The organism is Staphylococcus succinus (assembly GCF_029024945.1).
GTDB lineage: Bacteria > Bacillota > Bacilli > Staphylococcales > Staphylococcaceae > Staphylococcus > Staphylococcus succinus.
Genome location: NZ_CP118976.1, coordinates 859,371 through 883,241, shown reverse-complemented (window position 1 = coordinate 883,241; position 23,871 = coordinate 859,371). Strand labels below are relative to the sequence as shown.

Annotated in this window: 18 protein-coding genes, 2 tRNA genes, 3 rRNA genes and 1 pseudogene; 6 read left to right on the top strand and 18 right to left on the bottom strand. The window is 36.1% G+C overall.

What is annotated here, in order from left to right; genetic code table 11:
* The first annotated feature begins 30 nt into the window (after positions 1-30).
* The 6 genes from ilvC to ilvA all read left to right on the top strand — a co-directional run bounded on the left by ilvC (position 31) and on the right by ilvA (position 7,039).
* Positions 31-1,035: a ketol-acid reductoisomerase gene (ilvC, locus tag PYW31_RS04115; RefSeq protein WP_046838148.1), complete on the top strand. Its 1,005-nt coding sequence runs from the start codon at positions 31-33 to the stop codon at positions 1,033-1,035.
* Positions 1,036-1,203: 168 nt separating this feature from the next.
* Complete coding sequence (locus PYW31_RS04110; protein ID WP_046838149.1) at positions 1,204-2,736, top strand: 2-isopropylmalate synthase; 1,533 nt, start codon at positions 1,204-1,206, stop codon at positions 2,734-2,736.
* Positions 2,736-3,776: a 3-isopropylmalate dehydrogenase gene (leuB, locus tag PYW31_RS04105; protein ID WP_046838150.1), complete on the top strand. Its 1,041-nt coding sequence runs from the start codon at positions 2,736-2,738 to the stop codon at positions 3,774-3,776. Before PYW31_RS04110 ends, leuB begins: the two co-directional genes overlap by 1 nt.
* A 17-nt stretch (positions 3,777-3,793) precedes the next feature.
* A complete protein-coding gene (gene leuC / locus PYW31_RS04100) occupies positions 3,794-5,164 on the top strand; it encodes a 3-isopropylmalate dehydratase large subunit (RefSeq protein ID WP_046838151.1) in 1,371 nt (456 codons plus the stop codon).
* A 1-nt stretch (position 5,165) separates the two neighbouring features.
* Complete coding sequence (leuD, locus tag PYW31_RS04095; protein WP_046838152.1) at positions 5,166-5,741, top strand: 3-isopropylmalate dehydratase small subunit; 576 nt, start codon at positions 5,166-5,168, stop codon at positions 5,739-5,741.
* A 29-nt stretch (positions 5,742-5,770) separates the two neighbouring features.
* Positions 5,771-7,039, top strand: coding sequence for a threonine ammonia-lyase IlvA (gene ilvA / locus PYW31_RS04090; protein ID WP_046838153.1), 1,269 nt, complete (start codon positions 5,771-5,773; stop codon positions 7,037-7,039).
* Between the two features lie 562 nt (positions 7,040-7,601).
* On the opposite strand, the gene rrf is transcribed toward ilvA, so the two are convergent.
* The 18 genes and pseudogenes from rrf to PYW31_RS04000 form a co-directional block, all read right to left on the bottom strand.
* A 5S ribosomal RNA gene (rrf, locus tag PYW31_RS04085) occupies positions 7,602-7,716 on the bottom strand.
* An 82-nt stretch (positions 7,717-7,798) separates the two neighbouring features.
* Positions 7,799-10,720, bottom strand: a 23S ribosomal RNA gene (locus PYW31_RS04080).
* A gap of 285 nt (positions 10,721-11,005) precedes the next feature.
* A 16S ribosomal RNA gene (locus PYW31_RS04075) occupies positions 11,006-12,559 on the bottom strand.
* The 16S, 23S and 5S rRNA genes sit together here with 2 tRNA genes alongside, the layout of an rRNA operon.
* Before the next feature lie 140 nt (positions 12,560-12,699).
* Positions 12,700-12,773 (bottom strand) — tRNA-Gly (locus PYW31_RS04070).
* 29 nt (positions 12,774-12,802) lie between these two features.
* Positions 12,803-12,885, bottom strand: a tRNA-Leu gene (locus tag PYW31_RS04065).
* 347 nt (positions 12,886-13,232) lie between these two features.
* Complete coding sequence (locus tag PYW31_RS04060; protein WP_046837767.1) at positions 13,233-13,679, bottom strand: SprT family protein; 447 nt, start codon at positions 13,677-13,679, stop codon at positions 13,233-13,235.
* Entirely contained in the window at positions 13,672-15,822 is a 2,151-nt protein-coding gene (locus PYW31_RS04055) for a Tex family protein (protein ID WP_046837768.1), read from the bottom strand. Before PYW31_RS04055 ends, PYW31_RS04060 begins: the two co-directional genes overlap by 8 nt.
* A 157-nt stretch (positions 15,823-15,979) precedes the next feature.
* A pseudogene (gene sigB / locus PYW31_RS04050) lies at positions 15,980-16,750 on the bottom strand (RNA polymerase sigma factor SigB).
* Positions 16,725-17,207, bottom strand: coding sequence for an anti-sigma B factor RsbW (gene rsbW, locus PYW31_RS04045; protein WP_046837769.1), 483 nt, complete (start codon positions 17,205-17,207; stop codon positions 16,725-16,727). The pseudogene sigB and the gene rsbW overlap by 26 nt, the downstream one beginning before the upstream one ends.
* 1 nt (position 17,208) lies before the next feature.
* Entirely contained in the window at positions 17,209-17,535 is a 327-nt protein-coding gene (locus tag PYW31_RS04040; RefSeq protein ID WP_046837770.1) for an anti-sigma factor antagonist, read from the bottom strand.
* Positions 17,536-17,614: 79 nt separating this feature from the next.
* Entirely contained in the window at positions 17,615-18,616 is a 1,002-nt protein-coding gene (locus PYW31_RS04035; protein WP_046837771.1) for a SpoIIE family protein phosphatase, read from the bottom strand.
* A 349-nt stretch (positions 18,617-18,965) separates the two neighbouring features.
* Entirely contained in the window at positions 18,966-19,328 is a 363-nt protein-coding gene (locus PYW31_RS04030; RefSeq protein WP_046837772.1) for a type II toxin-antitoxin system PemK/MazF family toxin, read from the bottom strand.
* A complete protein-coding gene (gene mazE / locus PYW31_RS04025; protein ID WP_046837773.1) occupies positions 19,325-19,495 on the bottom strand; it encodes a type II toxin-antitoxin system antitoxin MazE in 171 nt (56 codons plus the stop codon). Before mazE ends, PYW31_RS04030 begins: the two co-directional genes overlap by 4 nt.
* 87 nt (positions 19,496-19,582) lie before the next feature.
* Positions 19,583-20,731, bottom strand: coding sequence for an alanine racemase (gene alr, locus PYW31_RS04020; RefSeq protein ID WP_046837774.1), 1,149 nt, complete (start codon positions 20,729-20,731; stop codon positions 19,583-19,585).
* Positions 20,732-20,846: 115 nt separating this feature from the next.
* Positions 20,847-21,197 (bottom strand): holo-ACP synthase, encoded by a 351-nt coding sequence (acpS, locus tag PYW31_RS04015; protein ID WP_046837775.1) that lies wholly within the window; start codon positions 21,195-21,197, stop codon positions 20,847-20,849.
* A gap of 54 nt (positions 21,198-21,251) precedes the next feature.
* Complete coding sequence (locus tag PYW31_RS04010) at positions 21,252-21,758, bottom strand: PH domain-containing protein (RefSeq protein ID WP_046837776.1); 507 nt, start codon at positions 21,756-21,758, stop codon at positions 21,252-21,254.
* Entirely contained in the window at positions 21,751-23,253 is a 1,503-nt protein-coding gene (locus PYW31_RS04005; RefSeq protein ID WP_046837777.1) for a PH domain-containing protein, read from the bottom strand. Before PYW31_RS04005 ends, PYW31_RS04010 begins: the two co-directional genes overlap by 8 nt.
* A complete protein-coding gene (locus PYW31_RS04000; RefSeq protein ID WP_046837778.1) occupies positions 23,246-23,725 on the bottom strand; it encodes a PH domain-containing protein in 480 nt (159 codons plus the stop codon). The genes PYW31_RS04005 and PYW31_RS04000 overlap by 8 nt, the downstream gene beginning before the upstream one ends.
* Positions 23,726-23,871: the final 146 nt, after the last annotated feature.

Here is a 23,871-nt window from a genome sequence, read left to right as displayed (position 1 = left end):
ACTTAAATAAAAAACATGGAGGATTTAATTATGACAACAGTTTATTATGACCAATCAGTAACAAATGACGCTTTACAAGGTAAAAAAGTAGCTATCGTAGGGTATGGTTCTCAAGGACATGCCCATGCTCAAAATTTAAAAGACAATGGTTATGATGTAATTATCGGTATCAGACCTGGACGTTCTTTTGATAAAGCTAAAGACGATGGTTTCGAAGTATATCCTGTAAATGAAGCAGCAAAACAAGCTGATGTCATCATGGTTCTTTTACCAGATGAAATTCAAGGGCAAGTATATAAAGAAGAAATCGAACCTAATTTAGAAGCCAATAATGCATTAGTTTTTGCTCATGGATTTAATGTCCATTTCGATGTTATCCAAGCACCTGAAAATGTAGACGTATTCTTAGTAGCACCTAAAGGGCCTGGACATTTAGTTCGTCGTACATTCGCTGAAGGTAGTGCAGTACCTGCCCTATTCGCAGTAGAACAAGATGCTAGTGGTCATGCTAGAGACTTAGCATTAAGTTATGCTAAAGGCATTGGCGCAACACGTGCTGGTGTACTTGAAACTTCATTCAAAGAAGAAACTGAAACAGATTTATTTGGTGAACAGGCTGTACTTTGTGGCGGCGTAACTAAATTAATCCAATCTGGTTTTGAAACATTAGTAGAAGCTGGTTACCAACCTGAAATTGCATATTTCGAAGTATTACACGAAATGAAACTTATCGTTGATTTAATGTATGAAGGCGGTATGGAAAACATGCGTTATTCAATTTCAAATACAGCTGAATTTGGTGACTACGTTTCTGGTCCTCGTGTTATTACACCAGACGTTAAAGATAATATGAAAGCAGTATTAGAAGATATCCAAAAAGGTAACTTCAGTGATCGTTTCATCAAAGATAACGAAAATAACTTTGAAGAATTCCATAGATTACGTGAAGAACAACATGGTCATCAAATCGAAGCAGTTGGTAAAGACCTACGTGAAATGATGCCATTCATTAAATCTAAAAGTATTGAAAAATAAAATTTAGCACTAAAAAGTTATGATAACTAAAGAGTTATTAATTGGATGAAGTGACTTCCCTATCAATGATAGCGTGATATCACTTTTCCACTTATAACTCTTCACTTATTACAATTTCATGCTTTTATTAAGTTACTAGTTACTAATTATTGTGAGGAGATGTTGAAAATGAGTAGCCATATTCAAATATTTGATACAACACTAAGAGACGGCGAACAAACACCAGGTGTTAACTTTTCATTCGATGAACGGTTGAAAATTGCAAAGCAACTTGAAAAATGGGGCGTCGATATTATTGAAGCAGGATTCCCTGCATCAAGCACAGGTAGTTTTAAATCTATAGAAGCCATTTCTAAAGCATTAACTACAACAGCTGTTTGTGGATTAGCACGTTGTGTAAAAAAAGATATAGATGCAGTTTATGAATCAACTAAAGAAGCAGCAAAACCAAGAATTCATGTATTTATTGCGACAAGTCCTATACATCGAGACTCTAAACTTATGATGTCTAAAGAAGAAGTATTAGCATCTATCACTGAACACGTATCATATGCTAAGCAATATTTCGATATTGTTCAATTTTCACCAGAAGATGCTACAAGAACGGAATTGCCCTTCTTAATAGAATGTGTTCAAACAGCTGTTAATGCCGGTGCTAGTGTTATCAATATACCTGATACTGTTGGATTTAGTTATCCATCAGAATATGGTCAAATTTTCAAAACACTTCAAGAATCAATAACTGCAAATCATGATGTGATTTATAGCGCACATTGTCATGATGACCTTGGACTAGCAGTAGCAAATAGTATGGCAGCAATTGAAAATGGCGCAAAACGTATTGAAGGCACTCTAAATGGTATTGGGGAACGTGCAGGTAATACAGCGCTTGAAGAAGTTGCTCTTGGCCTTTACGTTCGACAAGATCATTACAACAATCAAACTCAAATTAATTTAGAAGAAACGAAACAAACATCTGATTTAATTGCTAGATTTGCAGGTATTCGAGTCCCTAGAAATAAGGCGATTGTTGGCCAAAATGCATTTAGCCACGAATCAGGCATCCATCAAGACGGTGTACTTAAGAATCCTGAAACTTATGAGATTATGACACCTCAACTTGTTGGAGTAAATACAACAGCGTTGCCGCTTGGTAAACTTTCAGGTAAACATGCTTTTGCTGAAAAGCTAACAGCTCTAGGTTATGAAATTGGAACTGAAGAACAAAAATCTCTCTTCAAACAATTTAAAACAATTGCTGATAAGAAGAAAGCTGTTACAGACCGTGACATACACGCTTTAATACAAGGTACTGAGCACGAGCAAAATGCAATCTATCAAGTTGAAAATCTACAATTACAATTTGTATCAAACGGTTTACAAAGTGCTGTCGTGGTGATTAAAGATAAAGATGGACATACCTATCAAGATTCAAGTATTGGTACAGGTTCTATCGTATCTATTTATAACGCAGTGGATCGCATCTTTAATCGTGAAACTGAACTTTTAGATTATCGCATTGATTCGGTAACTGAGGGTACTGATGCTCAAGGTGAAGTACATGTACAGCTTAAAATTGACGAGCAAATTGTTACAGGTGTAGGTATTGATCACGATATACTACTTGCTTCTTGTAAGGCATATGTCGAAGCTCATGCTAAATATGTAACCAACGCTGCAAAGAAAGAAGGTATACATTAATGAGTTATAAGATTGTAGCACTTCCAGGTGATGGCATTGGCCCAGAAATTTTAAATGGGTCGTTAGAAATTTTAGAACTTCTAAGTCAATCATTCAATTTTAATTATGAATTAGAGAAACATGATTTCGGCGGTATCGCTATAGATAACCATGGCATACCACTTCCAGATTCAACATTAACCGCATGTAAAAATGCAAATGCAATCCTTTTAGGTGCTGTGGGGGGACCTAATTGGACAGACCCAAATAATAGACCGGAACAAGGTTTATTAGGCATACGCAAAGCCTTAGGTCTATTTGCAAATATACGCCCCACTACAGTAACGAATGGCACGAGTCATTTATCCCCTATTAAAGAAGAACGCGTTGCAGGTACAGATTTCATTCTCGTAAGAGAACTCACAGGTGGTATTTATTTCGGAGAACCTAAAAAATGGGATGACAACAATGCGCTTGATTCACTCACTTATTCACGTACTGAGATAGATAGAATTGCTAGAGTAGCTTTTGATTTAGCTCAAAAACGTGATAAAAAACTAACTTCAGTCGACAAAGAAAACGTCCTTTCATCCAGTAAATTATGGCGTAAAGTAATTAATGATGTTGCACAAGATTATCCAGAAGTGGAAGTTAATCATTTACTTGTTGACGCTTGTGCCATGCATTTAATTACAAACCCATCTCAATTTGATGTTATTGTTACTGAAAATTTATTTGGTGATATTTTAAGTGATGAAGCTTCAGTGATTCCTGGTTCCTTAGGTTTGTCACCATCAGCAAGCTTTAGTGAACGCGGTCCAAGACTTTATGAACCAATTCATGGTTCAGCACCTGATATTGCTAATCAAGATAAAGCTAATCCATTTGGTATGTTACTGTCAGTGGTAATGTGTCTGAGAGAGAGTCTAAATGAATTAGAAGCTGCTGAAAAATTAGAAACGATTATATATGAATTAATAAAAGATGGTAAAACTACTAGTGATTTGAACGGTAAATATAAAACGTCAGAAATTTTTAATTTTGTTAAAGGTAAAATATAAAAAGGAGGAGATGTCATATGGGTAAAACACTATTTGATAAAGTTTGGAATAAGCATGTCTTAACTGGTAAAGAAGGTGACCCACAGTTATTATATATAGATTTGCACCTTATACATGAAGTTACATCTCCTCAAGCATTTGAAGGACTTAGAATTCAAAACAGACAATTACGTCGCCCAGATTTAACTTTTGCAACACTAGACCACAATGTACCAACAGTAGATATTTATAACATTAAAGACGAAATAGCAAATAAACAAATCACTACATTGCAAGACAATGCTAAAGCATTTGGCGTTCATATTTTTGATATGGGATCCGATGAACAAGGTATTGTGCATATGGTTGGACCAGAAACTGGCTTAACACAACCAGGTAAAACAATTGTATGTGGCGATTCACATACAGCAACACATGGTGCTTTTGGAGCTATTGCTTTTGGTATTGGTACAAGTGAAGTTGAACATGTATTTGCCACACAATCACTTTGGCAAACTAAGCCAAAAAATCTCAAAATTGATGTTAACGGCAAATTACCAAATGGCGTTTACGCGAAGGATATTATTCTGCACTTAATTAGTCAATATGGTGTAGATTTCGGCACAGGCTATGCTTTAGAATTCTCTGGTGAAACAATTCGAAATTTATCTATGGACGCAAGAATGACCATTTGTAATATGGCTATTGAAGCCGGTGCAAAATACGGCATGATGCAACCAGACGAAACTACTTTTGAATATGTAAAAGGTCGTCCTTATGCAACTAATTTTGAATATTCAGTAGATGAATGGCGTGAGCTGTATAGTGATGATGATGCCGTATTTGATAAAGTCATCGAAATGGATGTAACAGACTTAGAGCCTCAAGTCACTTGGGGAACAAGCCCAGAAATGGGCGTAAGCTTTAGCACACCCTTCCCTGAAATACAAAATGTAAATGATGAACGTGCTTATAAATATATGGGGCTAGAACCTGGCCAAAAAGCTGAAGATATTGATTTGGGTTATGTATTTTTAGGTTCCTGTACGAATGCTCGCCTATCTGATTTAGTAGAAGCAAGTCATATCGTTAATGGTCATACCGTACATCCTAATATCACTGCAATAGTTGTACCTGGTTCACGTACTGTTAAGATTGAAGCAGAAAAGCTCGGTTTAGACAAAATTTTTAAAGAGGCAGGTTTTGAATGGAGAGAACCTGGATGTTCAATGTGTTTAGGTATGAACCCTGACCAAGTGCCAAATGGTGTACATTGTGCCTCAACAAGTAATCGTAATTTTGAAGGCCGACAAGGTAAAGGTGCAAGAACACACCTTGTATCCCCAGCAATGGCAGCAGCTGCAGCAATCAAAGGTAAATTCGTAGATGTTAGAAAGGTGGTTGTATAAAATGGAGATTAAACCAATCACAACCTATACTGGAAAAGTAGTTCCACTTTTTCATGACAATATTGATACAGACCAAATTATACCTAAAGCCCATTTGAAAAGAATTTCCAAAACCGGGTTCGGCCCTTTTGCTTTCGATGAATGGCGTTATTTAGATGATGGAACAGATAATCCTGATTTTAACCCAAACAAGCCTGAATATCGAGATGCCACGATTTTAATTACTGGAGATAACTTCGGCTGTGGCTCAAGTCGTGAGCATGCTGCTTGGGCCCTAAAAGACTATGGCTTTGATATTATCATTGCCGGTAGTTACAGTGATATCTTTTATATGAACTGTACTAAAAACGCAATGCTACCAATTATTTTAAATGAAGATATAAGAAGATATCTAGCTGAGGCTAAGGAAATTACAGTAAATTTACCAAATCAAACTGTATCAACTTCTGATAAAACTTTTAGCTTCGATATAGATGAAACGTGGAAAAACAAACTTGTTAATGGCCTAGACGATGTCGCATTAACTTTGGAATACGAAAATGAAATAAAAGCCTATGAAACTGCTAAAACGTTCTAGTAATATAAATATATAAAGGTGTGAAATTTATGACTGTAAAAACAACTGTTTCTTCAAAAGATATCGATGAAGCTTTCTTACAATTAAAAGATATTGTTAAAGAGACACCATTACAAAAAGATCATTATTTATCTCATAAATATGAATGTAATGTATACCTAAAAAGAGAAGATTTACAATGGGTAAGATCTTTCAAACTTAGAGGTGCTTACAATGCGATTGTAACCCTAACTGAAAGTGAAAGACAAAGTGGTATTACGTGTGCAAGTGCAGGCAACCATGCGCAAGGTGTAGCATATACTGCGAGTAAATTAAATTTGAATGCAGTTATCTTTATGCCTGTAACTACACCACTTCAAAAGATAAATCAAGTTAAATTCTTTGGTGGTGAAAACACTGAAGTCATTCTTACAGGTGATACTTTTGATGATTGCTTAAAAGAAGCACTCCTGTATACAGAAGATAATAAAATGAATTTTATTGATCCCTTTAATAATATTTATACAATTGCAGGACAAGGTACACTTGCTAAAGAAATTATTGAACAATCTAAAGAAGACAATGTACAATTTGATTATTTATTTGCTGCTATTGGTGGCGGTGGACTCATTTCCGGTGTTGGTACTTACTTTAAAAATCATTCACCTCAAACCTCAATAGTAGGCGTAGAACCTGCTGGAGCCAGTAGTATGTATCAATCCGTAGTTGTTGAAAATCAAATCGTAACATTACCTAATATTGATAAGTTTGTAGATGGCGCTTCAGTAGCTAGAGTAGGTCAAATCACTTATGATATTGCTAAAGATGTAGTTGATGATTATGTTCAAGTCCATGAAGGAGCAGTATGCACAACAATCTTGGATATGTATTCAAAACAAGCAATTATAGCAGAACCTGCTGGCGCTTTAAGCGTAGCTGCGCTTGATCAATATAAATCACAAATTAAAGGTAAAACAGTTGTATGCGTAGTTAGTGGTGGTAATAATGATATTAACCGCATGAAGGAAATAGAAGAACGTTCATTGTTATTTGAAGAAATGAAACACTATTTTATATTAAACTTCCCTCAACGTCCTGGTGCTTTAAGAGAGTTTGTTAACGATGTACTTGGTCCAAAAGACGACATTACTAAATTTGAATATTTGAAAAAATCATCACAAAATACAGGTACAGTAATCATAGGCATACAATTATATAACCATGCAGGTTTAGATAATTTAAAAGCCAATGTTGATGAATTTGATTCCTCAAATATTTATATCAATGAAAATAAAATGCTTTACTCACTTCTTATTTAAAAGCTTAGCAATCATGCTAAGCCTTTTTTTTATAGAACCACTTCTCAATTTATTGAGATTAGTGGTTCTTATGCATGAGCTTTAGCTCAGGTATTCCTTAAAGTTACACTTCTCAATTTATTGAGATTAGTGGTTCTTATGCATGAGCTTTAGCTCAGGTATTCCTTAAAGTTACACTTCTCAATTTATTGAGATTAGTGGTTCTTATGCATGAGCTTTAGCTCAGGTATTCCTTAAAGTTACACTTCTCAATTTATTGAGATTAGTGGTTCTTATGCATGAGCTTTAGCTCAGGTATTCCTTAAAGTTACACTTCTCAATTTATTGAGATTAGTGGTTCTTATGCATGAGCCTTGGCTCAGGTATTCCTTAAAGTTACACTTCTCAATTATTAGTTTATTCATTGTAGGCCATAATTCTTCTTTTATTGAACAGGCTTAGTCGGATAAAAAAGAGTTGTATTTATATTTTATGATAAATAAAAAGAGACTCCTAAGAGCCTCAAATGATATTAAATTACTTTTTTATAATAAAAAAAAGAGACCCTCTAAGGTCTCAAACTGCCTGGCAACGTCCTACTCTCGCGGAACGTAAGTCCGACTACCATCGGCGCTAAAGAGCTTAACTTCTGTGTTCGGCATGGGAACAGGTGTGACCTCTTTGCCATTGTCACCAGACAATGAAATGTATGAAATTATACATTCAAAACTAGATAGTAAGTAAAATTTAAAAAGTTACCAATCAAAACTGGTTTAATATTTGATTAAGTCTTCGATCGATTAGTATTCGTCAGCTCCACATATCGCTATGCTTCCACCTCGAACCTATTAACCTCATCATCTTTGAGGGATCTTATAACCGAAGTTGGGAAATCTCATCTTGAGGGGGGCTTCATGCTTAGATGCTTTCAGCACTTATCCCGTCCATACATAGCTACCCAGCGATGCCGTTGGCACGACAACTGGTACACCAGAGGTATGTCCATCCCGGTCCTCTCGTACTAAGGACAGCTCCTCTCAAATTTCCTACGCCCACGACGGATAGGGACCGAACTGTCTCACGACGTTCTGAACCCAGCTCGCGTACCGCTTTAATGGGCGAACAGCCCAACCCTTGGGACCGACTACAGCCCCAGGATGCGATGAGCCGACATCGAGGTGCCAAACCTCCCCGTCGATGTGAACTCTTGGGGGAGATAAGCCTGTTATCCCCGGGGTAGCTTTTATCCGTTGAGCGATGGCCCTTCCATGCGGAACCACCGGATCACTAAGTCCGTCTTTCGACCCTGCTCGACTTGTAAGTCTCGCAGTCAAGCTTCCTTATGCCTTTACACTCTATGAATGATTTCCAACCATTCTGAGGAAACCTTTGAGCGCCTCCGTTACTCTTTAGGAGGCGACCGCCCCAGTCAAACTGCCCATCTGACACTGTCTCCCACCATGATAAATGGTGCGGGTTAGAAATCCAACACAGCGAGGGTAGTATCCCAACAACGCCTCCACGTAAGCTAGCGCTCACGTATCAAAGGCTCCTACCTATCCTGTACAAGCTGTGACGAATTTCAATATCAGACTACAGTAAAGCTCCACGGGGTCTTTCCGTCCTGTCGCGGGTAACCTGCATCTTCACAGGTACTATGATTTCACCGAGTCTCTCGTTGAGACAGTGCCCAAATCGTTACGCCTTTCGTGCGGGTCGGAACTTACCCGACAAGGAATTTCGCTACCTTAGGACCGTTATAGTTACGGCCGCCGTTTACTGGGGCTTCGATTCGTAGCTTCGCCGAAGCTAACCACTCCTCTTAACCTTCCAGCACCGGGCAGGCGTCAGCCCCTATACATCACCTTACGGTTTAGCAGAGACCTGTGTTTTTGATAAACAGTCGCTTGGGCCTATTCACTGCGGCTCTCCTGGGCGTTAACCCTAAAGAGCACCCCTTCTCCCGAAGTTACGGGGTCATTTTGCCGAGTTCCTTAACGAGAGTTCGCTCGCTCACCTTAGAATTCTCATCTTGACTACCTGTGTCGGTTTGCGGTACGGGCACCAAAATTCTAGCTAGAGGCTTTTCTTGGCAGTGTGAAATCAACGACTCGAGGAAAAAATTTCCTCTCCCCATCACAACTTGACCTTAAGAGTACCGGATTTGCCTAATACTCAGTCTTATTGCTTGGACGTGCACTCCAACAGCACGCTTCGCCTATCCTACTGCGTCCCCCCATCGCTCAAAACGAATTTTGGTGGTACAGGAATATCAACCTGTTATCCATCGCCTACGCCTATCGGCCTCAGCTTAGGACCCGACTAACCCAGAGCGGACGAGCCTTCCTCTGGAAACCTTAGTCAATCGGTGGACGGGATTCTCACCCGTCTTTCGCTACTCACACCGGCATTCTCACTTCTAAGCGCTCCACATGTCCTTGCGATCATGCTTCAACGCCCTTAGAACGCTCTCCTACCATTGTCCTACGGACAATCCACAGCTTCGGTAATATGTTTAGCCCCGGTACATTTTCGGCGCAGTGTCACTCGACTAGTGAGCTATTACGCACTCTTTAAATGATGGCTGCTTCTAAGCCAACATCCTAGTTGTCTGGGCAACGCCACATCCTTTTCCACTTAACATATATTTTGGGACCTTAGCTGGTGGTCTGGGCTGTTTCCCTCTCGAACACGGACCTTATCACCCGCGTTCTGACTCCCAAGTTAAATTGATTGGCATTCGGAGTTTGTCTGAATTCGGTAACCCGATAAGGGCCCCTCGTCCAAACAGTGCTCTACCTCCAATAATCATCACTTGAGGCTAGCCCTAAAGCTATTTCGGAGAGAACCAGCTATCTCCAGGTTCGATTGGAATTTCTCCGCTACCCACAACTCATCCGCTCACTTTTCAACGTAAGTCGGTTCGGCCCTCCATTCAGTGTTACCTGAACTTCAGCCTGGTCATGGGTAGATCACCTGGTTTCGGGTCTACGACCAAATACTCAACGCCCTATTCAGACTCGCTTTCGCTACGGCTCCACATTTACTGCTTAACCTTGCATCAAATCGTAACTCGCCGGTTCATTCTACAAAAGGCACGCCATCACCCATTAACGGGCTCTGACTACTTGTAAGCACACGGTTTCAAGTTCTATTTCACTCCCCTTCCGGGGTACTTTTCACCTTTCCCTCACGGTACTGGTTCACTATCGGTCACTAGAGAGTATTTAGCCTTGGGAGATGGTCCTCCCGGATTCCGACGGAATTTCTCGTGTTCCGCCGTACTCAGGATCCACTCAAGAGTGAACAAACTTTCGACTACAGGATTATTACCTTCTTTGATTCATCTTTCCAGATGATTCGTCTAATTTGTTCTTTTGTAACTCCGTATAGAGTGTCCTACAACCCCAACAAGCAAGCTCGTTGGTTTGGGCTCTTCCCGTTTCGCTCGCCGCTACTCAGGGAATCGATTTTTCTTTCTCTTCCTGCGGGTACTAAGATGTTTCAGTTCTCCGCGTCTGCCTTCGAATATGCTATGTATTCACATATCGATAACACGACATAACTCGTGCTGGGTTTCCCCATTCGGAAATCTCTGGATCAAAGCTTACTTACAGCTCCCCAAAGCATATCGTCGTTAGTAACGTCCTTCATAGGCTTCTAGTGCCAAGGTATCCACCGTGCGCCCTTAATAACTTAATCTTTTTTGACTTTTAACACGACGAAGTCGGTTAAAAACCCAAAATGTTATTAATCTGTGAGTGTTCTTTCGAACACTAGCGATTATTTCTTTTTGAATTCAAGCTTATTTAAAACTCTAATTCACTCGGTTTTTCTTGGTAAAATCTATATATTTTACTTACTTATCTAGTTTTCAATGTACAAATTATGCACTGAATACTCCAATGAGCATTCAAAACTGAATACAATATGTCAATGTTATTCCTCTGTCATCTTCTAAAGAAGATGTTCCGAATATATCCTTAGAAAGGAGGTGATCCAGCCGCACCTTCCGATACGGCTACCTTGTTACGACTTCACCCCAATCATTTGTCCCACCTTCGACGGCTAGCTCCATAAAATGGTTACTCCACCGGCTTCGGGTGTTACAAACTCTCGTGGTGTGACGGGCGGTGTGTACAAGACCCGGGAACGTATTCACCGTAGCATGCTGATCTACGATTACTAGCGATTCCAGCTTCATGTAGTCGAGTTGCAGACTACAATCCGAACTGAGAACAACTTTATGGGATTTGCATGACCTCGCGGTTTAGCTGCCCTTTGTATTGTCCATTGTAGCACGTGTGTAGCCCAAATCATAAGGGGCATGATGATTTGACGTCATCCCCACCTTCCTCCGGTTTGTCACCGGCAGTCAACCTAGAGTGCCCAACTTAATGATGGCAACTAAGCTTAAGGGTTGCGCTCGTTGCGGGACTTAACCCAACATCTCACGACACGAGCTGACGACAACCATGCACCACCTGTCACTTTGTCCCCCGAAGGGGAAGGCTCTATCTCTAGAGTTTTCAAAGGATGTCAAGATTTGGTAAGGTTCTTCGCGTTGCTTCGAATTAAACCACATGCTCCACCGCTTGTGCGGGTCCCCGTCAATTCCTTTGAGTTTCAACCTTGCGGTCGTACTCCCCAGGCGGAGTGCTTAATGCGTTAGCTGCAGCACTAAGGGGCGGAAACCCCCTAACACTTAGCACTCATCGTTTACGGCGTGGACTACCAGGGTATCTAATCCTGTTTGATCCCCACGCTTTCGCACATCAGCGTCAGTTACAGACCAGAAAGTCGCCTTCGCCACTGGTGTTCCTCCATATCTCTGCGCATTTCACCGCTACACATGGAATTCCACTTTCCTCTTCTGCACTCAAGTTTCCCAGTTTCCAATGACCCTCCACGGTTGAGCCGTGGGCTTTCACATCAGACTTAAGAAACCGCCTACGCGCGCTTTACGCCCAATAATTCCGGATAACGCTTGCCACCTACGTATTACCGCGGCTGCTGGCACGTAGTTAGCCGTGGCTTTCTGATTAGGTACCGTCAAGATGCGCACAGTTACTTACGCATTTGTTCTTCCCTAATAACAGAGTTTTACGATCCGAAAACCTTCATCACTCACGCGGCGTTGCTCCGTCAGGCTTTCGCCCATTGCGGAAGATTCCCTACTGCTGCCTCCCGTAGGAGTCTGGACCGTGTCTCAGTTCCAGTGTGGCCGATCACCCTCTCAGGTCGGCTACGTATCGTCGCCTTGGTAAGCCATTACCTTACCAACTAGCTAATACGGCGCGGGTCCATCTATAAGTGATAGCAAAACCATCTTTCACTATAGAACCATGCGGTTCTATATGTTATCCGGTATTAGCTCCGGTTTCCCGAAGTTATTCCAGTCTTATAGGTAGGTTACCCACGTGTTACTCACCCGTCCGCCGCTAACTTCAAAGGAGCAAGCTCCTTATCCGTTCGCTCGACTTGCATGTATTAGGCACGCCGCCAGCGTTCATCCTGAGCCAGGATCAAACTCTCCATAAATGATTATGATGTTTGATTAGCTCATAAAATACTAATTTGTGTGTTATCTCTAACACGTTTGAACCAACAATTTAATGTTGTGTTCGGAATTAACGTTGACATATTGCGATTCAGTTTTCAATGTTCATCAATGTTTCTAATGGAGCGGGTGATGGGAATCGAACCCACAACATCAGCTTGGAAGGCTGAGGTTTTGCCATTAAACTACACCCGCTTTATTTCGAATAATTAAAAGTTTTTTGATGCGGCCGAGAGGATTTGAACCTCCACGGGATTACTCCCACTAGGCCCTCAACCTAGCGCGTCTGCCGTTCCGCCACGACCGCTTGGCTAAACGATTAATTATTAAAGTTACAACATTAATTGTAATCTATTTGTAAATATTTGTCAATACGTTTTTAAAATTTAATTAACAAAATTAATGTTTGCTTTACTTGATTGCTTATCAATTTCGCAACGTTTATTATCATATAATATAATCAAACTATCGTCAATGTTATTTCAAAACAAAAACGAGTAAAATGACATTGTTTCACATATATTTATCTTATTATCACAAATTACATAAAAAAACATATGTATTCAGCTTCTAAAACAGCATTTTTGCCATAATAAATATAAAAAGCGAGTAGAAAATCATCTTTATCATTGATTTTCTACTCGCCTAATCGCTTTATTTTTGTTGTACTAATTTACCTTTGCAATGTCCACAAACCATTTTAGCTGTATCTACTTTTCTTATTCTCGGAAATTCCATTTCACATTTATTACATTTATAAATATAATTTGCTCTTTCTTCATAAGTTTCTAATGCTGCACAATATCTAGGTGCCCCAGTCTTTGTACTTAACACTTTAAAATCATTATCTTTGTGTTTATAACCTTTACCTTGAATATGAAGATGATAATGGCATAACTCATGCTTGATTATACTTTCAATCGCTTCTTGTCCAAATTTATAATACTGTTTTTCATTAACCTCAATATTATGATTTCTGAGTAAGTAACGTCCGCCAGTTGTTTTTAGCCTTTTGTTGAAATACGCTTTATGTTTAAAAGGCATACCAAAATATTCTTCAGAAATAGTTTCTGTTAATCGTTGTAACGTCTTATTATCCATTAGGATCAATCATCGTTAATGAAACTTTCCCTTTTTTATCATCTATATCAAGAATCCAGACATCTACAATATCACCAACACTAACAATGTCCATTGGATTTTTTACAAATTTCTTAGAAAGTTTAGAGACGTGAACAAGCCCATCTTGTTTTACTCCTATATCAACGAATGCACCAAAATCTACAACGTTTCTAACTGTACCACTTAATTTCATATTTTTAGATAAGTCTTCAATGGACAATACGTCTGATTTTAATATTGGTGTTTCAAATTCATCACGTGGATCTCTATTTGGTGCAATCAATGATTGAATTATATCTTCTAATGTTGGTTGGCCAATATTTAATTTTTCAGCCATCGTTACTACGTCTAATTGATTTAGAGCAGCTTTAAGTCTTTCTGTTCCTAAATCTTGCGTATCCATTTTAATTTCACTAAGTAATTGATACGTTGCATCGTAACTTTCTGGATGAATAGATGTATTGTCTAGGGCTTCTGTACCATCTACAATTCTTAAAAATCCTATACTTTGTTCAAACGTTTTAGCCCCAAGTCGTTTAACTTTGGCTATATCTTTATTATGTTTTATAGCACCATTTTCTTCTCTGTAGTCAATAATATTTTGAGCTATGGTTGTTGATAAACCAGAAACATATTGTAATAATGATCTCGATGCTGTATTTACATCTACACCTACTTGGTTAACTGCTGTTTCTACGACAAAAGTTAACGCGCCTTCTAATGCTTTTTGATTCACATCATGTTGATATTGACCAACGCCTATAGATTTAGGATCTATTTTAACGAGTTCACTTAAAGGATCTTGTACTCTTCTACCAATAGACACAGCACTACGTTCTTCTACTTGAAAATCTGGAAATTCCGTTCTTGCTACTTCTGATGCAGAATAAACGGATGCTCCGGCTTCGTTAACGATGATAAATTGTACGTTAAGTTTATGCGTTTGTATCATTGTAGCAACAAATTGTTCTGTTTCTCGACTTGCTGTACCATTACCTATTGCTATAAGTTCTACGTCATAATCCTTAACAAATTTAACAAATAAACTTTCAGCTTCTGCTTTTTTATTAACTGGTGGATGTGGATACATGACGCCTTTTGCAACGAATGTGCCAAAAGGATTAATCACAGCCAGTTTACACCCTGTTCTAAATGCAGGGTCTACACCTAATATTTGTTTACCTTGCATAGGTGGTTGTAATAATAGGTTTCTTAAATTTTCACTAAAAACATCAATAGCATGATTTTCTGCTTTATCAGTTAAATCAGCCCTTATCTCTCTTTCGATAGAAGGCATAATTAGACGTTTCAAACTATCTTTAATCGCATCTTCTATGATGTAGGTACCTTCATGCTGACCTTTAATTTCATTTTTACGTATAAAATTGTCGATGCCTTGAGTATCCATATCTAATTTTACGGATAGCACTTTTTCTTTTTCACCACGGTTTACTGCTAATACTCTGTGATTGGCAATTTTTCTAATTGGTTCTGAATAATCATAATACATGGAGAATATTTCTTTTTCATCTTCTGCATTCTTTTTCTTTTGTGTAATGATATTTCCGTGCTGGAACGTATCTTTCAATATTTTTGTTCTATATTTAGGTTCATCTGAAACTAATTCTGCGATAATATCTTGTGCACCTTTAATTGCTGCTTCTATTGAATCAATCTCATCATTTATAAATTGTTGTGCTTTCGTCTCAATCTTTTCATTTAAATTCGTTTGCTGTAACCATTTAGCTAATGGTTCAAGACCTTTTCTTTTAGCTTCAGTAGCTCTTGTTTTTTTCTTTTGTTTAAATGGTCTATATAAGTCTTCTACACGTTGTAATTTTGTTTGTTTTAAAATATCATTTTTAAGATCCACAGATAATAGACCTTGTTCTTCTATATTATGTATGACTTCTTCTTTTCTTTTTTGAAGATTAACCATATATTGGTATTCATCATCTATTTGTTTAATTTCAACTTCATCTAATCCCCCAGTTTGCTCTTTTCTGTAACGAGCAATAAAAGGTACCGTGTTTTTATCTTCTAATAATGATAAAACAGCATTGATTTGTTTTGTTGAAAAATTATACTTTTCATTTATAGATTGTATTAAGTTACTATCCATAGAATCCTCCACTCATTTATTCCTATTTATTTTTGTCTACATATATTTTAACATATAAAGATAATACCTTTTTTAAAAGTAGTATCGGGATGATTGAATTACATAAAAAATAAGGCAGCTCCTAATAGTGTAGGAATGCTGCCTTATTTTATTGTTATCATTTATTTGCTGCATCTTGAAGTTTTTTAATTGCTGTTCTTTGCAGCCTAGATACATGCATTTGACTTAACCCAATTCTTTCGCCTGTTTCTTTCTGACTTAACCCTTCAATAAAGGTACATTGAATTATTTGTCTCTCTCTGTCAGTCAAAATTGGCAATATCTTCTCTAATATCATTCTTTTTTCAGTTAAATCATAATTATCATCTTGTTGACCCATAATATCTAATAAGGTCACCGTCGAACCATCTTTATCTGCTTCGATTGAGTGGTCAACACTAAGTGCATTATAACTCTGCCCCATCTCCATTGCTTCAAGTACTTCTTCTTCACTCACTTCAAGTCTATTGGCAATTTCTTAAATTGATGGTGACCGTTCTAATTCATTAGTTAGCTCATCGCTTACTTTTTTAATACGAGGACCAATCTCTTTAATCCTTCTCGGTACATGAACACTCCATGTTTTATCACGTAAATAACGTTTAATCTCGCCAATAACAGTCGGTACTAAAAAGGCTTCAAACTTTCTATCAAAGGATAGGTCAAATCGGTTTATCGCCCCAATCAAACCAACCATACCAACCTGAACGAGGTCTTCGTGATGAGATTGACCTTTTGAATATTTATATGCCAATGATTCGATTAACTTTCTATAATGTCTAACAAGTTTATCTTGAGCATCTGTATTTTTATTATTTTGTTGCTCATTTATCCATTGGTTAATTTGTTCAGGTGATACATCATTAACTGATTTCGACTCTCTCGCCATTATTTCGCACCTGCTCTTTTTTAATATACTTTATCATGCTGATTGTCACGCCTGATTTTTTATCAACCGTAACTTCATCCATTAATGATTCAATTAAAAATAGACCCAATCCGCCTTCTCTTAGGAAATCTATATTTTCGTCTTCTCTATATGGTCCTAATTTTTCTTTTGTTTCTTCATAATCAAAGCTTTCTCCTTGATCAGAAATTACAATTTTAATTTTATCATCAAAAATTTCAAAACAAAGATTTATCATTCCTACATCATCTGGATCATTTTTGTATGCATGTTTTACCGCATTAGTCACCGCTTCACTTACTGCAATTTTAGCATCTTCAATATCATCATATGATGCACCCGCACGTGAAAAAACACCTGATAGCGTCAAGCGTATTAAACTCACATATTCCGCAGAGGCTGGTAACCGCATTTCAATATAATCTTGTTTTAATTGCATGTTATTCGACCTCCGTTCCTTCATTAACATGCATCAAATCTTTTAATCCAGTGATATCAAACAATCGACTTATTCGATCTGAAACACCTAATATAAATAATTCTTTATCATGTTGATTTAGCGCTTTTAACGTACCTACGAATAATCCTAAACCAGTGGAATCCATGTAACTTACGTTTTCTAAATTCACATATATATCATGAGTTCCTTCTTGGCGCATCGGCACTAAGACTTCTTCTAATTCCGGAACAGTATAAACGTCTAACTCACCGCCAACTTTCACCTCATAATGCGTATCATGAGTTACTGTTTCAATATTAAGATTCATAACATTACACTCCTAATTATAGTCTAATTCTTAACTTTTATACCCTTAAAATACAAAACTAACCTTAACTATTAAGAATCTAATTAACCCTTTTTATAATTAATATAGTCAAATCATCTCTCTTATCAGGGTTTTGTATCTTCAATATCGCTTCATAAAGAAGTTGAACAATATCTTGAGGATGCATGTGTTTGTATTTGTGAATCATACTTAAAAGATGGCTTTTATCTAAAAAGTCACCTTGTTCATTTCTAACTTCAGTAACACCATCCGTAAATATAATTACAAAGTCATCTATATATATCGGTATTTCTTGTTGTTTATACCTAGTTTGTTGATTAACACCTAATACTCTGCCTCTTACACTAATTTCCTCAAATTCTTCTGTTTCAGCCCTATAGATATAGCCTGGTTCATGACCAGCAGAACTACAATATAACAGATGATTTAACTCTTCATATAACCCATAAAACATCGTTACAAACATGTTTTGGTTAACATTTTTTTCTACTACTCTATTTAGACGTTTTAAACCATCACTTGGAAGTTGGGAATGACCGTATGAGTCCATACCAAATTTAATCATACTCATCGCTAGCGCTGCTGGTATACCCTTACCAATGACATCAGCTACTGCAAAACTCATTGTTCCATCTTTGTGATCTATTAAATTAAAGTAATCTCCGCTCACCTTTTGTGCAGCTACAGAGATAACGCCAATTTGAATACTATCGAATTGAGGAATATCGGTTTTAAGCATAGTTTGTTGTAATCTCGAAGCTAAGTCGATTTCTTTATCATGATATTGCAATCGATTTACAAGTTGTTGGTAATCTCTATAATTATAACCAAAACCTTTTACTACTTCTTTAAGCACATTGAAAGTTTTTAATATTTGAGTTTCATCTAAATTCAACATTTTCACATAATTTTTATGCATTTCCACAATATCTTCTGGTAATAAATCTTTTTTTATCACCTCGTTTGTGAAGATTTCAGTTTTATTCAATAAATCTGTTGTGTCTGTTGTAATTAAACTTTCATCAATTAGCGCTTTATATTGATTTTTGAATTCTTCCACGCAGTAATTCCTCCTCAAAATGCAAATATAAATCGCGTATACCGATCTTTAACATATCTCAAAACTTTACGTCCATCTTGTCATCATATTAATAACATTTATATCGAATATTTTATAAATATACTATTTCAATTAGGCTCAGCCATTATCTTTGGGTATTAAAAAAGCTTTAGGATAACCTAAAGCTTTTCAACTTAGACATCCTATTTAAAGGTCTTATACTACAAAAACTGGAAATCACTATAATCTTGAATCCATTTAATTTTGTATTTAAGTGCTTATTACATGTTATAGAGAATTGATGTCTATAATTCACTATTGTATTAATTTGTTTAACTCACCTTTAAAATTAGGATTTGTTTGTCCTAACACTATGTAATCCTAAGCTTATGTCAATAGCATTGTTTACTTCTCTCATTTTATCATCAGAGAGATAAGTTAATTTTTCTTTCAGTCTGTTTTTATCTAAAGTTCTAATTTGTTCTAACAAAATAACAGAATCTTTATCTAGCTTATACTTACTTTTTTCTATTTCTACATGTGTTGGTATTTTAGCTTTATTTATCCTACCAGTAATTGCTGCTACAATTACGGTAGGACTATATTTATTTCCAGTATCGTTTTGTATAATCACGACAGGTCTAATTCCCCCTTGCTCAGACCCTTGCACTGGTGATAAATCAGCTAAATAAACGTCGCCTCTTCTCATCATTCATTGTTATTCTTAGAGCTGATGTAGACTTCGTTGCAATCACAAGCTTCACATTCAAATGGAAATGCTTCTGCTGCAAGGGAGAGGTTTAAGTCGGCCATTTGAGAATAGCCTTCTTTTAGTAATTGTTCAATACTGTGATTTCTGCTTTGAGTAAAACTTACCATGAATAAAGACCTCCATGAGACTAAAATAGAATATAATATGTTTTGTTGTTAGATACATAATAACAAATTTTACACACAGTGACTATACTATTTTAATAATTCATTGCGAATTTCTAGGTCCTCGGTCCCATGATATACCCGTGGGAGTCTTCTATTAAAGCGACATAAAACTTCATAATTAATTGTTTGTTGTTGTTGTGCCAAAGCTTCTGCAGATTGTGGACTATCGCTATGATGGTCCATTAAAATCACTTTATCTCCCGCTGTAACTACTTCAGGAATTTTTATTATAATTTGGTCCATACATACTTTTCCTATCACTTCACATTGGTGACCATTGACGTTCACATTGAATCCAGACATTAATCTTGGGTAACCATCTGCATATCCGACTGGAATAATTCCTATTTTGGTAGGTTCATTTGCTGTATAGATGCTGCCATAACTCACAGATTCACCTGCTTGTAATACCTTAGTTTGAACAACTTCACTAATCCATTGTGCGCTAGGTTTCAAATGTACTTTAACATTTGATTTTACATATTCTGAAGGATAATAACCATATAACGAAATTCCTATTCTCACTGCATTACAAAATTGAGTGTCTTTCATTAATGCACCTGCAGAATTTTGGGAATGAATATAATCAGGTCTTTCTACTTGATTAACAATTTCTTCAAAATTGGATTGTTGTTGATTCATTGAATCTCCAGGTTCGTCTGCACAAGCAAAGTGAGTAAATACTCCTTCAAAAATCAAATGATCATGCGAATGAATCAAATCTATCACAGATTGATATTCTTCAACATTCTTCACACCTAATCTGCCCATACCAGTATCTAATTTGACATGAATCCATAGATCTTTTTCATTTTTTTCTGATATTTGCTGTATTGCCTCATTCAACCATTTTTCAGAAGGGACAGTGATTGCAACACGATGCTGTATCGCTTTATTTATATCATATGAAGGGATTACACCTAATACCAGTATCTTGGCGTTAATACCATGCATGCGTAATTCTATAGCTTCATCTAAAGTTGCTACTGCAAAAAACTCAGCACCGTTATCCATGAGTTGACGTGCAATCATTATACTACCAAGTCCATAACCATTTGCTTTAACTACTGGGATAACTGTTTTACTAGGATGTAGTTTCTGAAACACTTGGAAGTTTGAAACGATAGCATTTAAGTCTACATTCAAATAGGTCGATCTATAATACTTATCAGACATAAAATAAATACCTCCTGTATTAATTAAATAAGTTTTTCTATAATTAACTCAATTTTATAATAAGCTAGATAGGATAGCCAAATTAAACATACTGACATTTATATATTTTCAAATATTATACTTCTAAAATGACTTGGCTCATAGCATAATGTTCAGTATGTGTAATACTCACATGAACGCTAAACCCTTCATAATTAATACACGGTTTGCCTAATTCATCATTAAAACAATCTATTTCATTCAACGCGATTGTTTTACCAAGACCTGTACCTAATGCTTTACTAAATGCTTCTTTACAAGCAAATCGTCCAGCTAAAAACTCAATTTTACGTTTTTCCAAGTTCAAATCATTGAACTTTTGTTGTTCATTTTCACTTAATACACGCTCTACTAATTTACCTTGCCTTTGCAAAAGTGTTTTTATTCTATCAATTTCTATTAAATCTATACCAATACCATGTATCATAGGCCCCTCCTCATATTGATACGCTTAATAACAAATTTAAGTATGTTTGGATTTTTAAGCATTATTTGTATCTGACTCTGAAGAATGCGGATAATTTATTTGCTTTATTTGCTTTTTAAGCAAAATCGCAGTTTCTTTTTTTATCAAATTTATTTTAGCATTACCGCCAGCAGTTGATAATGTGATACTAGACAAACCGTATTTTCTCATTAATATACCTTCATGTGTATCAACATTTTGTATTCTAAATAACGGGATTTTCACTATTTTAATAAACCAAAAACCATTTCTCACAATAATTTCATTCTCAGTTAACTTATATTTGAAAATTTTAAATTTGTATATTGGAATGATTACAACTTCAAATATCAAAAGTAATAGTACTATGATAAAACCGATAATCAATATCCAATTCATTACATTTGGGGCTAGCCAATCTAGCCATAATGAGTAAACAACATACACTGCTGCAATCACCATACATAAGACGGCAACTATAATAATACCAGTAAGTCGCATGACTTTTTTTCCAGATGAATCCATATAATTATAATTAGTCATGAGGATTTCCTCCTAAATACCATGATTGTAAAGCTGTCACATCACTATCATTACTATACTTTAATCCGATATTATCATTCGAAGGACCTTTGGCAATTATAAAATTAAAATTAGCCAAATTATTTTTTTCTAAAAATGGATTTTTTTTAATTTCCATACCTAATATTTTATCATGTTTAAAGTAAGTATTTTTAAATCCAAATGGCGTCACATTACGCACAACTAGTTCATCGTTTTGAATTTTAAAACCGGATACTTTTACTACTTTCAAACTATGGATAATATGTACTATGATAATTAACCCAACAACAAGAAAAATCCACGGTTTCCAAAAGTATGCCACAACACTAGCAATGATAATAAGCAATAAAGCTTGCCTCCAAAACAACCTATGAAATCCTCTCCAAGGCATACCTTGTTTCGCTGGCGCAAACGCCATATTTGGCATAAGATTTTTAATTATTTCAAAGGCCTTTTCACGCTTGATAAACGGCAAAATCATAACGTTACCATCTAACGAAACATCATCTTTATCAAAATCTTCCATATCACTTGTAATAACAAAATGTATAGAGGTATAGCCAAATAAGTTTCTTAAAAATGATTGTTTTTCAACCACTGATTGTACCCTATCTGTAGGCACCGTAATATTTTTAACATTAAATAAGCCATATTTAATGTTTAACTGATTGTCTTGTTGCGTAACTGTATAATTAAAATTACGTATAATTACAATCAATGTACCAATCGCATAACTACCTACTATAACCAAAGCAATCATCATAATGATAATTACTGAAATAGCTTGTGATATATGCGCAAATTGTCCTGTTATTTTTTCCCAAGGAATTACATCAGAAAATCCACCTATAATAGGTGATAACGCAGCAAAAGCTACTCCAATTGCTCCACTTGTTAGAGCCATCAATAAAAGTTCCTTAAATTTCAATTTATACAAATGAATGATTTGAGGACCTTTAGTTTCTAATGTCTTATCATGTCCTTGTAAAGTATCATCTTGTTGGGAAACTTCAGCAGTATTGATTAAATCTTGTTGTTTTGCTTTAATAGCTTGTTGAATGAGTTCACTTTGATTTTTAGAAACTGTATCTAAATCAATGCCATCACTCGGCGTTTTAATCTGTAATTTTACGCCTCCCACAAGTTGATGAATGACGCCTTGCGTAGTATCTAATGTTTGAATACGACGTATATTCAATTCTTTTCGTGCTTTTGTAAATATACCTGTCGTTAATACAAAGTGATCGTTTTCTATCCAATAACTCGTATTATATACTTTTAGAACTTGCGTCACAAAAGAAAACAGAAAGAATATAAACACTATCCCTGGAAATATGTATGAACGTATATTAGTAAAGTCAAAATCTTTCAAGTTAAACACTAAAAAGATAATTACTAAAAAGATATTTTGTTTGATCGCATCAATAATACCCGCTAAGTATGAAATAGGATGTAACTTTTGAGGATTATACATCGTAATCAGCTCCTCTTAGGTAACTTAATGATTTCGATTCAATAACTATCGCTTCTTCATCAGTCAATAATGGAAAACTAACTGTATGTCCCGCAGTTATTAATGAAACTTTAGCTAATCCTAATCTACTTAATATAGGATTATATTTGCGCTCAATCAATTGAGTTCGTTCTAATTTCACTATTTTATGAGATTTAAAAAAGAAATCATATTTTATTTCAATATGTTTATTTTCTACTCGATAAAAAGCATACTTATATTTTATCCAGGGTGTAATTAAAGTATACAAAATATTAAAAACTATAAAAGCAATGATTAAATACAAGATAAAATGCCACCAATTAAAGTGACTCCATAAAAAAAATACAACCGTTGCTATAACCATACTCAACATAAATTCTAATACTTTTATTGTATAGTAATACTTCATAGCTTCCTTTGGACTTCTCTTAAACAATAGGTCTTTAGCCATTTGTACACTCCTTAATAAAGATTCCAATTAATTATAACATAGCATTTATATATACTTCATCGTCCCTTTAAAATGTACTACAATTTAAATATCAAACAAATAAGTTGTTTTGGTTATTTATATTATAGAAACTATCCTACAACTTG

Excerpts from the sequence above, each read along its gene's own strand:
- ilvC (WP_046838148.1), top strand. The coding sequence starts at position 31 with ATGACAACAGTTTATTATGACCAATCAGTAACAAATGACGCTTTACAA.
- PYW31_RS04110 (WP_046838149.1), top strand. The coding sequence starts at position 1,204 with ATGAGTAGCCATATTCAAATATTTGATACAACACTAAGAGACGGCGAA.
- leuB (WP_046838150.1), top strand. The coding sequence starts at position 2,736 with ATGAGTTATAAGATTGTAGCACTTCCAGGTGATGGCATTGGCCCAGAA.
- leuC (WP_046838151.1), top strand. The coding sequence starts at position 3,794 with ATGGGTAAAACACTATTTGATAAAGTTTGGAATAAGCATGTCTTAACT.
- leuD (WP_046838152.1), top strand. The coding sequence starts at position 5,166 with ATGGAGATTAAACCAATCACAACCTATACTGGAAAAGTAGTTCCACTT.
- ilvA (WP_046838153.1), top strand. The coding sequence starts at position 5,771 with ATGACTGTAAAAACAACTGTTTCTTCAAAAGATATCGATGAAGCTTTC.
- PYW31_RS04060 (WP_046837767.1), bottom strand. The coding sequence starts at position 13,679 with ATGGATAATAAGACGTTACAACGATTAACAGAAACTATTTCTGAAGAA.
- PYW31_RS04055 (WP_046837768.1), bottom strand. The coding sequence starts at position 15,822 with ATGGATAGTAACTTAATACAATCTATAAATGAAAAGTATAATTTTTCA.
- rsbW (WP_046837769.1), bottom strand. The coding sequence starts at position 17,207 with ATGCAATTAAAACAAGATTATATTGAAATGCGGTTACCAGCCTCTGCG.
- PYW31_RS04040 (WP_046837770.1), bottom strand. The coding sequence starts at position 17,535 with ATGAATCTTAATATTGAAACAGTAACTCATGATACGCATTATGAGGTG.
- PYW31_RS04030 (WP_046837772.1), bottom strand. The coding sequence starts at position 19,328 with ATGATGAGAAGAGGCGACGTTTATTTAGCTGATTTATCACCAGTGCAA.
- mazE (WP_046837773.1), bottom strand. The coding sequence starts at position 19,495 with ATGGTAAGTTTTACTCAAAGCAGAAATCACAGTATTGAACAATTACTA.
- alr (WP_046837774.1), bottom strand. The coding sequence starts at position 20,731 with ATGTCTGATAAGTATTATAGATCGACCTATTTGAATGTAGACTTAAAT.
- acpS (WP_046837775.1), bottom strand. The coding sequence starts at position 21,197 with ATGATACATGGTATTGGTATAGATTTAATAGAAATTGATAGAATAAAA.
- PYW31_RS04010 (WP_046837776.1), bottom strand. The coding sequence starts at position 21,758 with ATGACTAATTATAATTATATGGATTCATCTGGAAAAAAAGTCATGCGA.
- PYW31_RS04005 (WP_046837777.1), bottom strand. The coding sequence starts at position 23,253 with ATGTATAATCCTCAAAAGTTACATCCTATTTCATACTTAGCGGGTATT.
- PYW31_RS04000 (WP_046837778.1), bottom strand. The coding sequence starts at position 23,725 with ATGGCTAAAGACCTATTGTTTAAGAGAAGTCCAAAGGAAGCTATGAAG.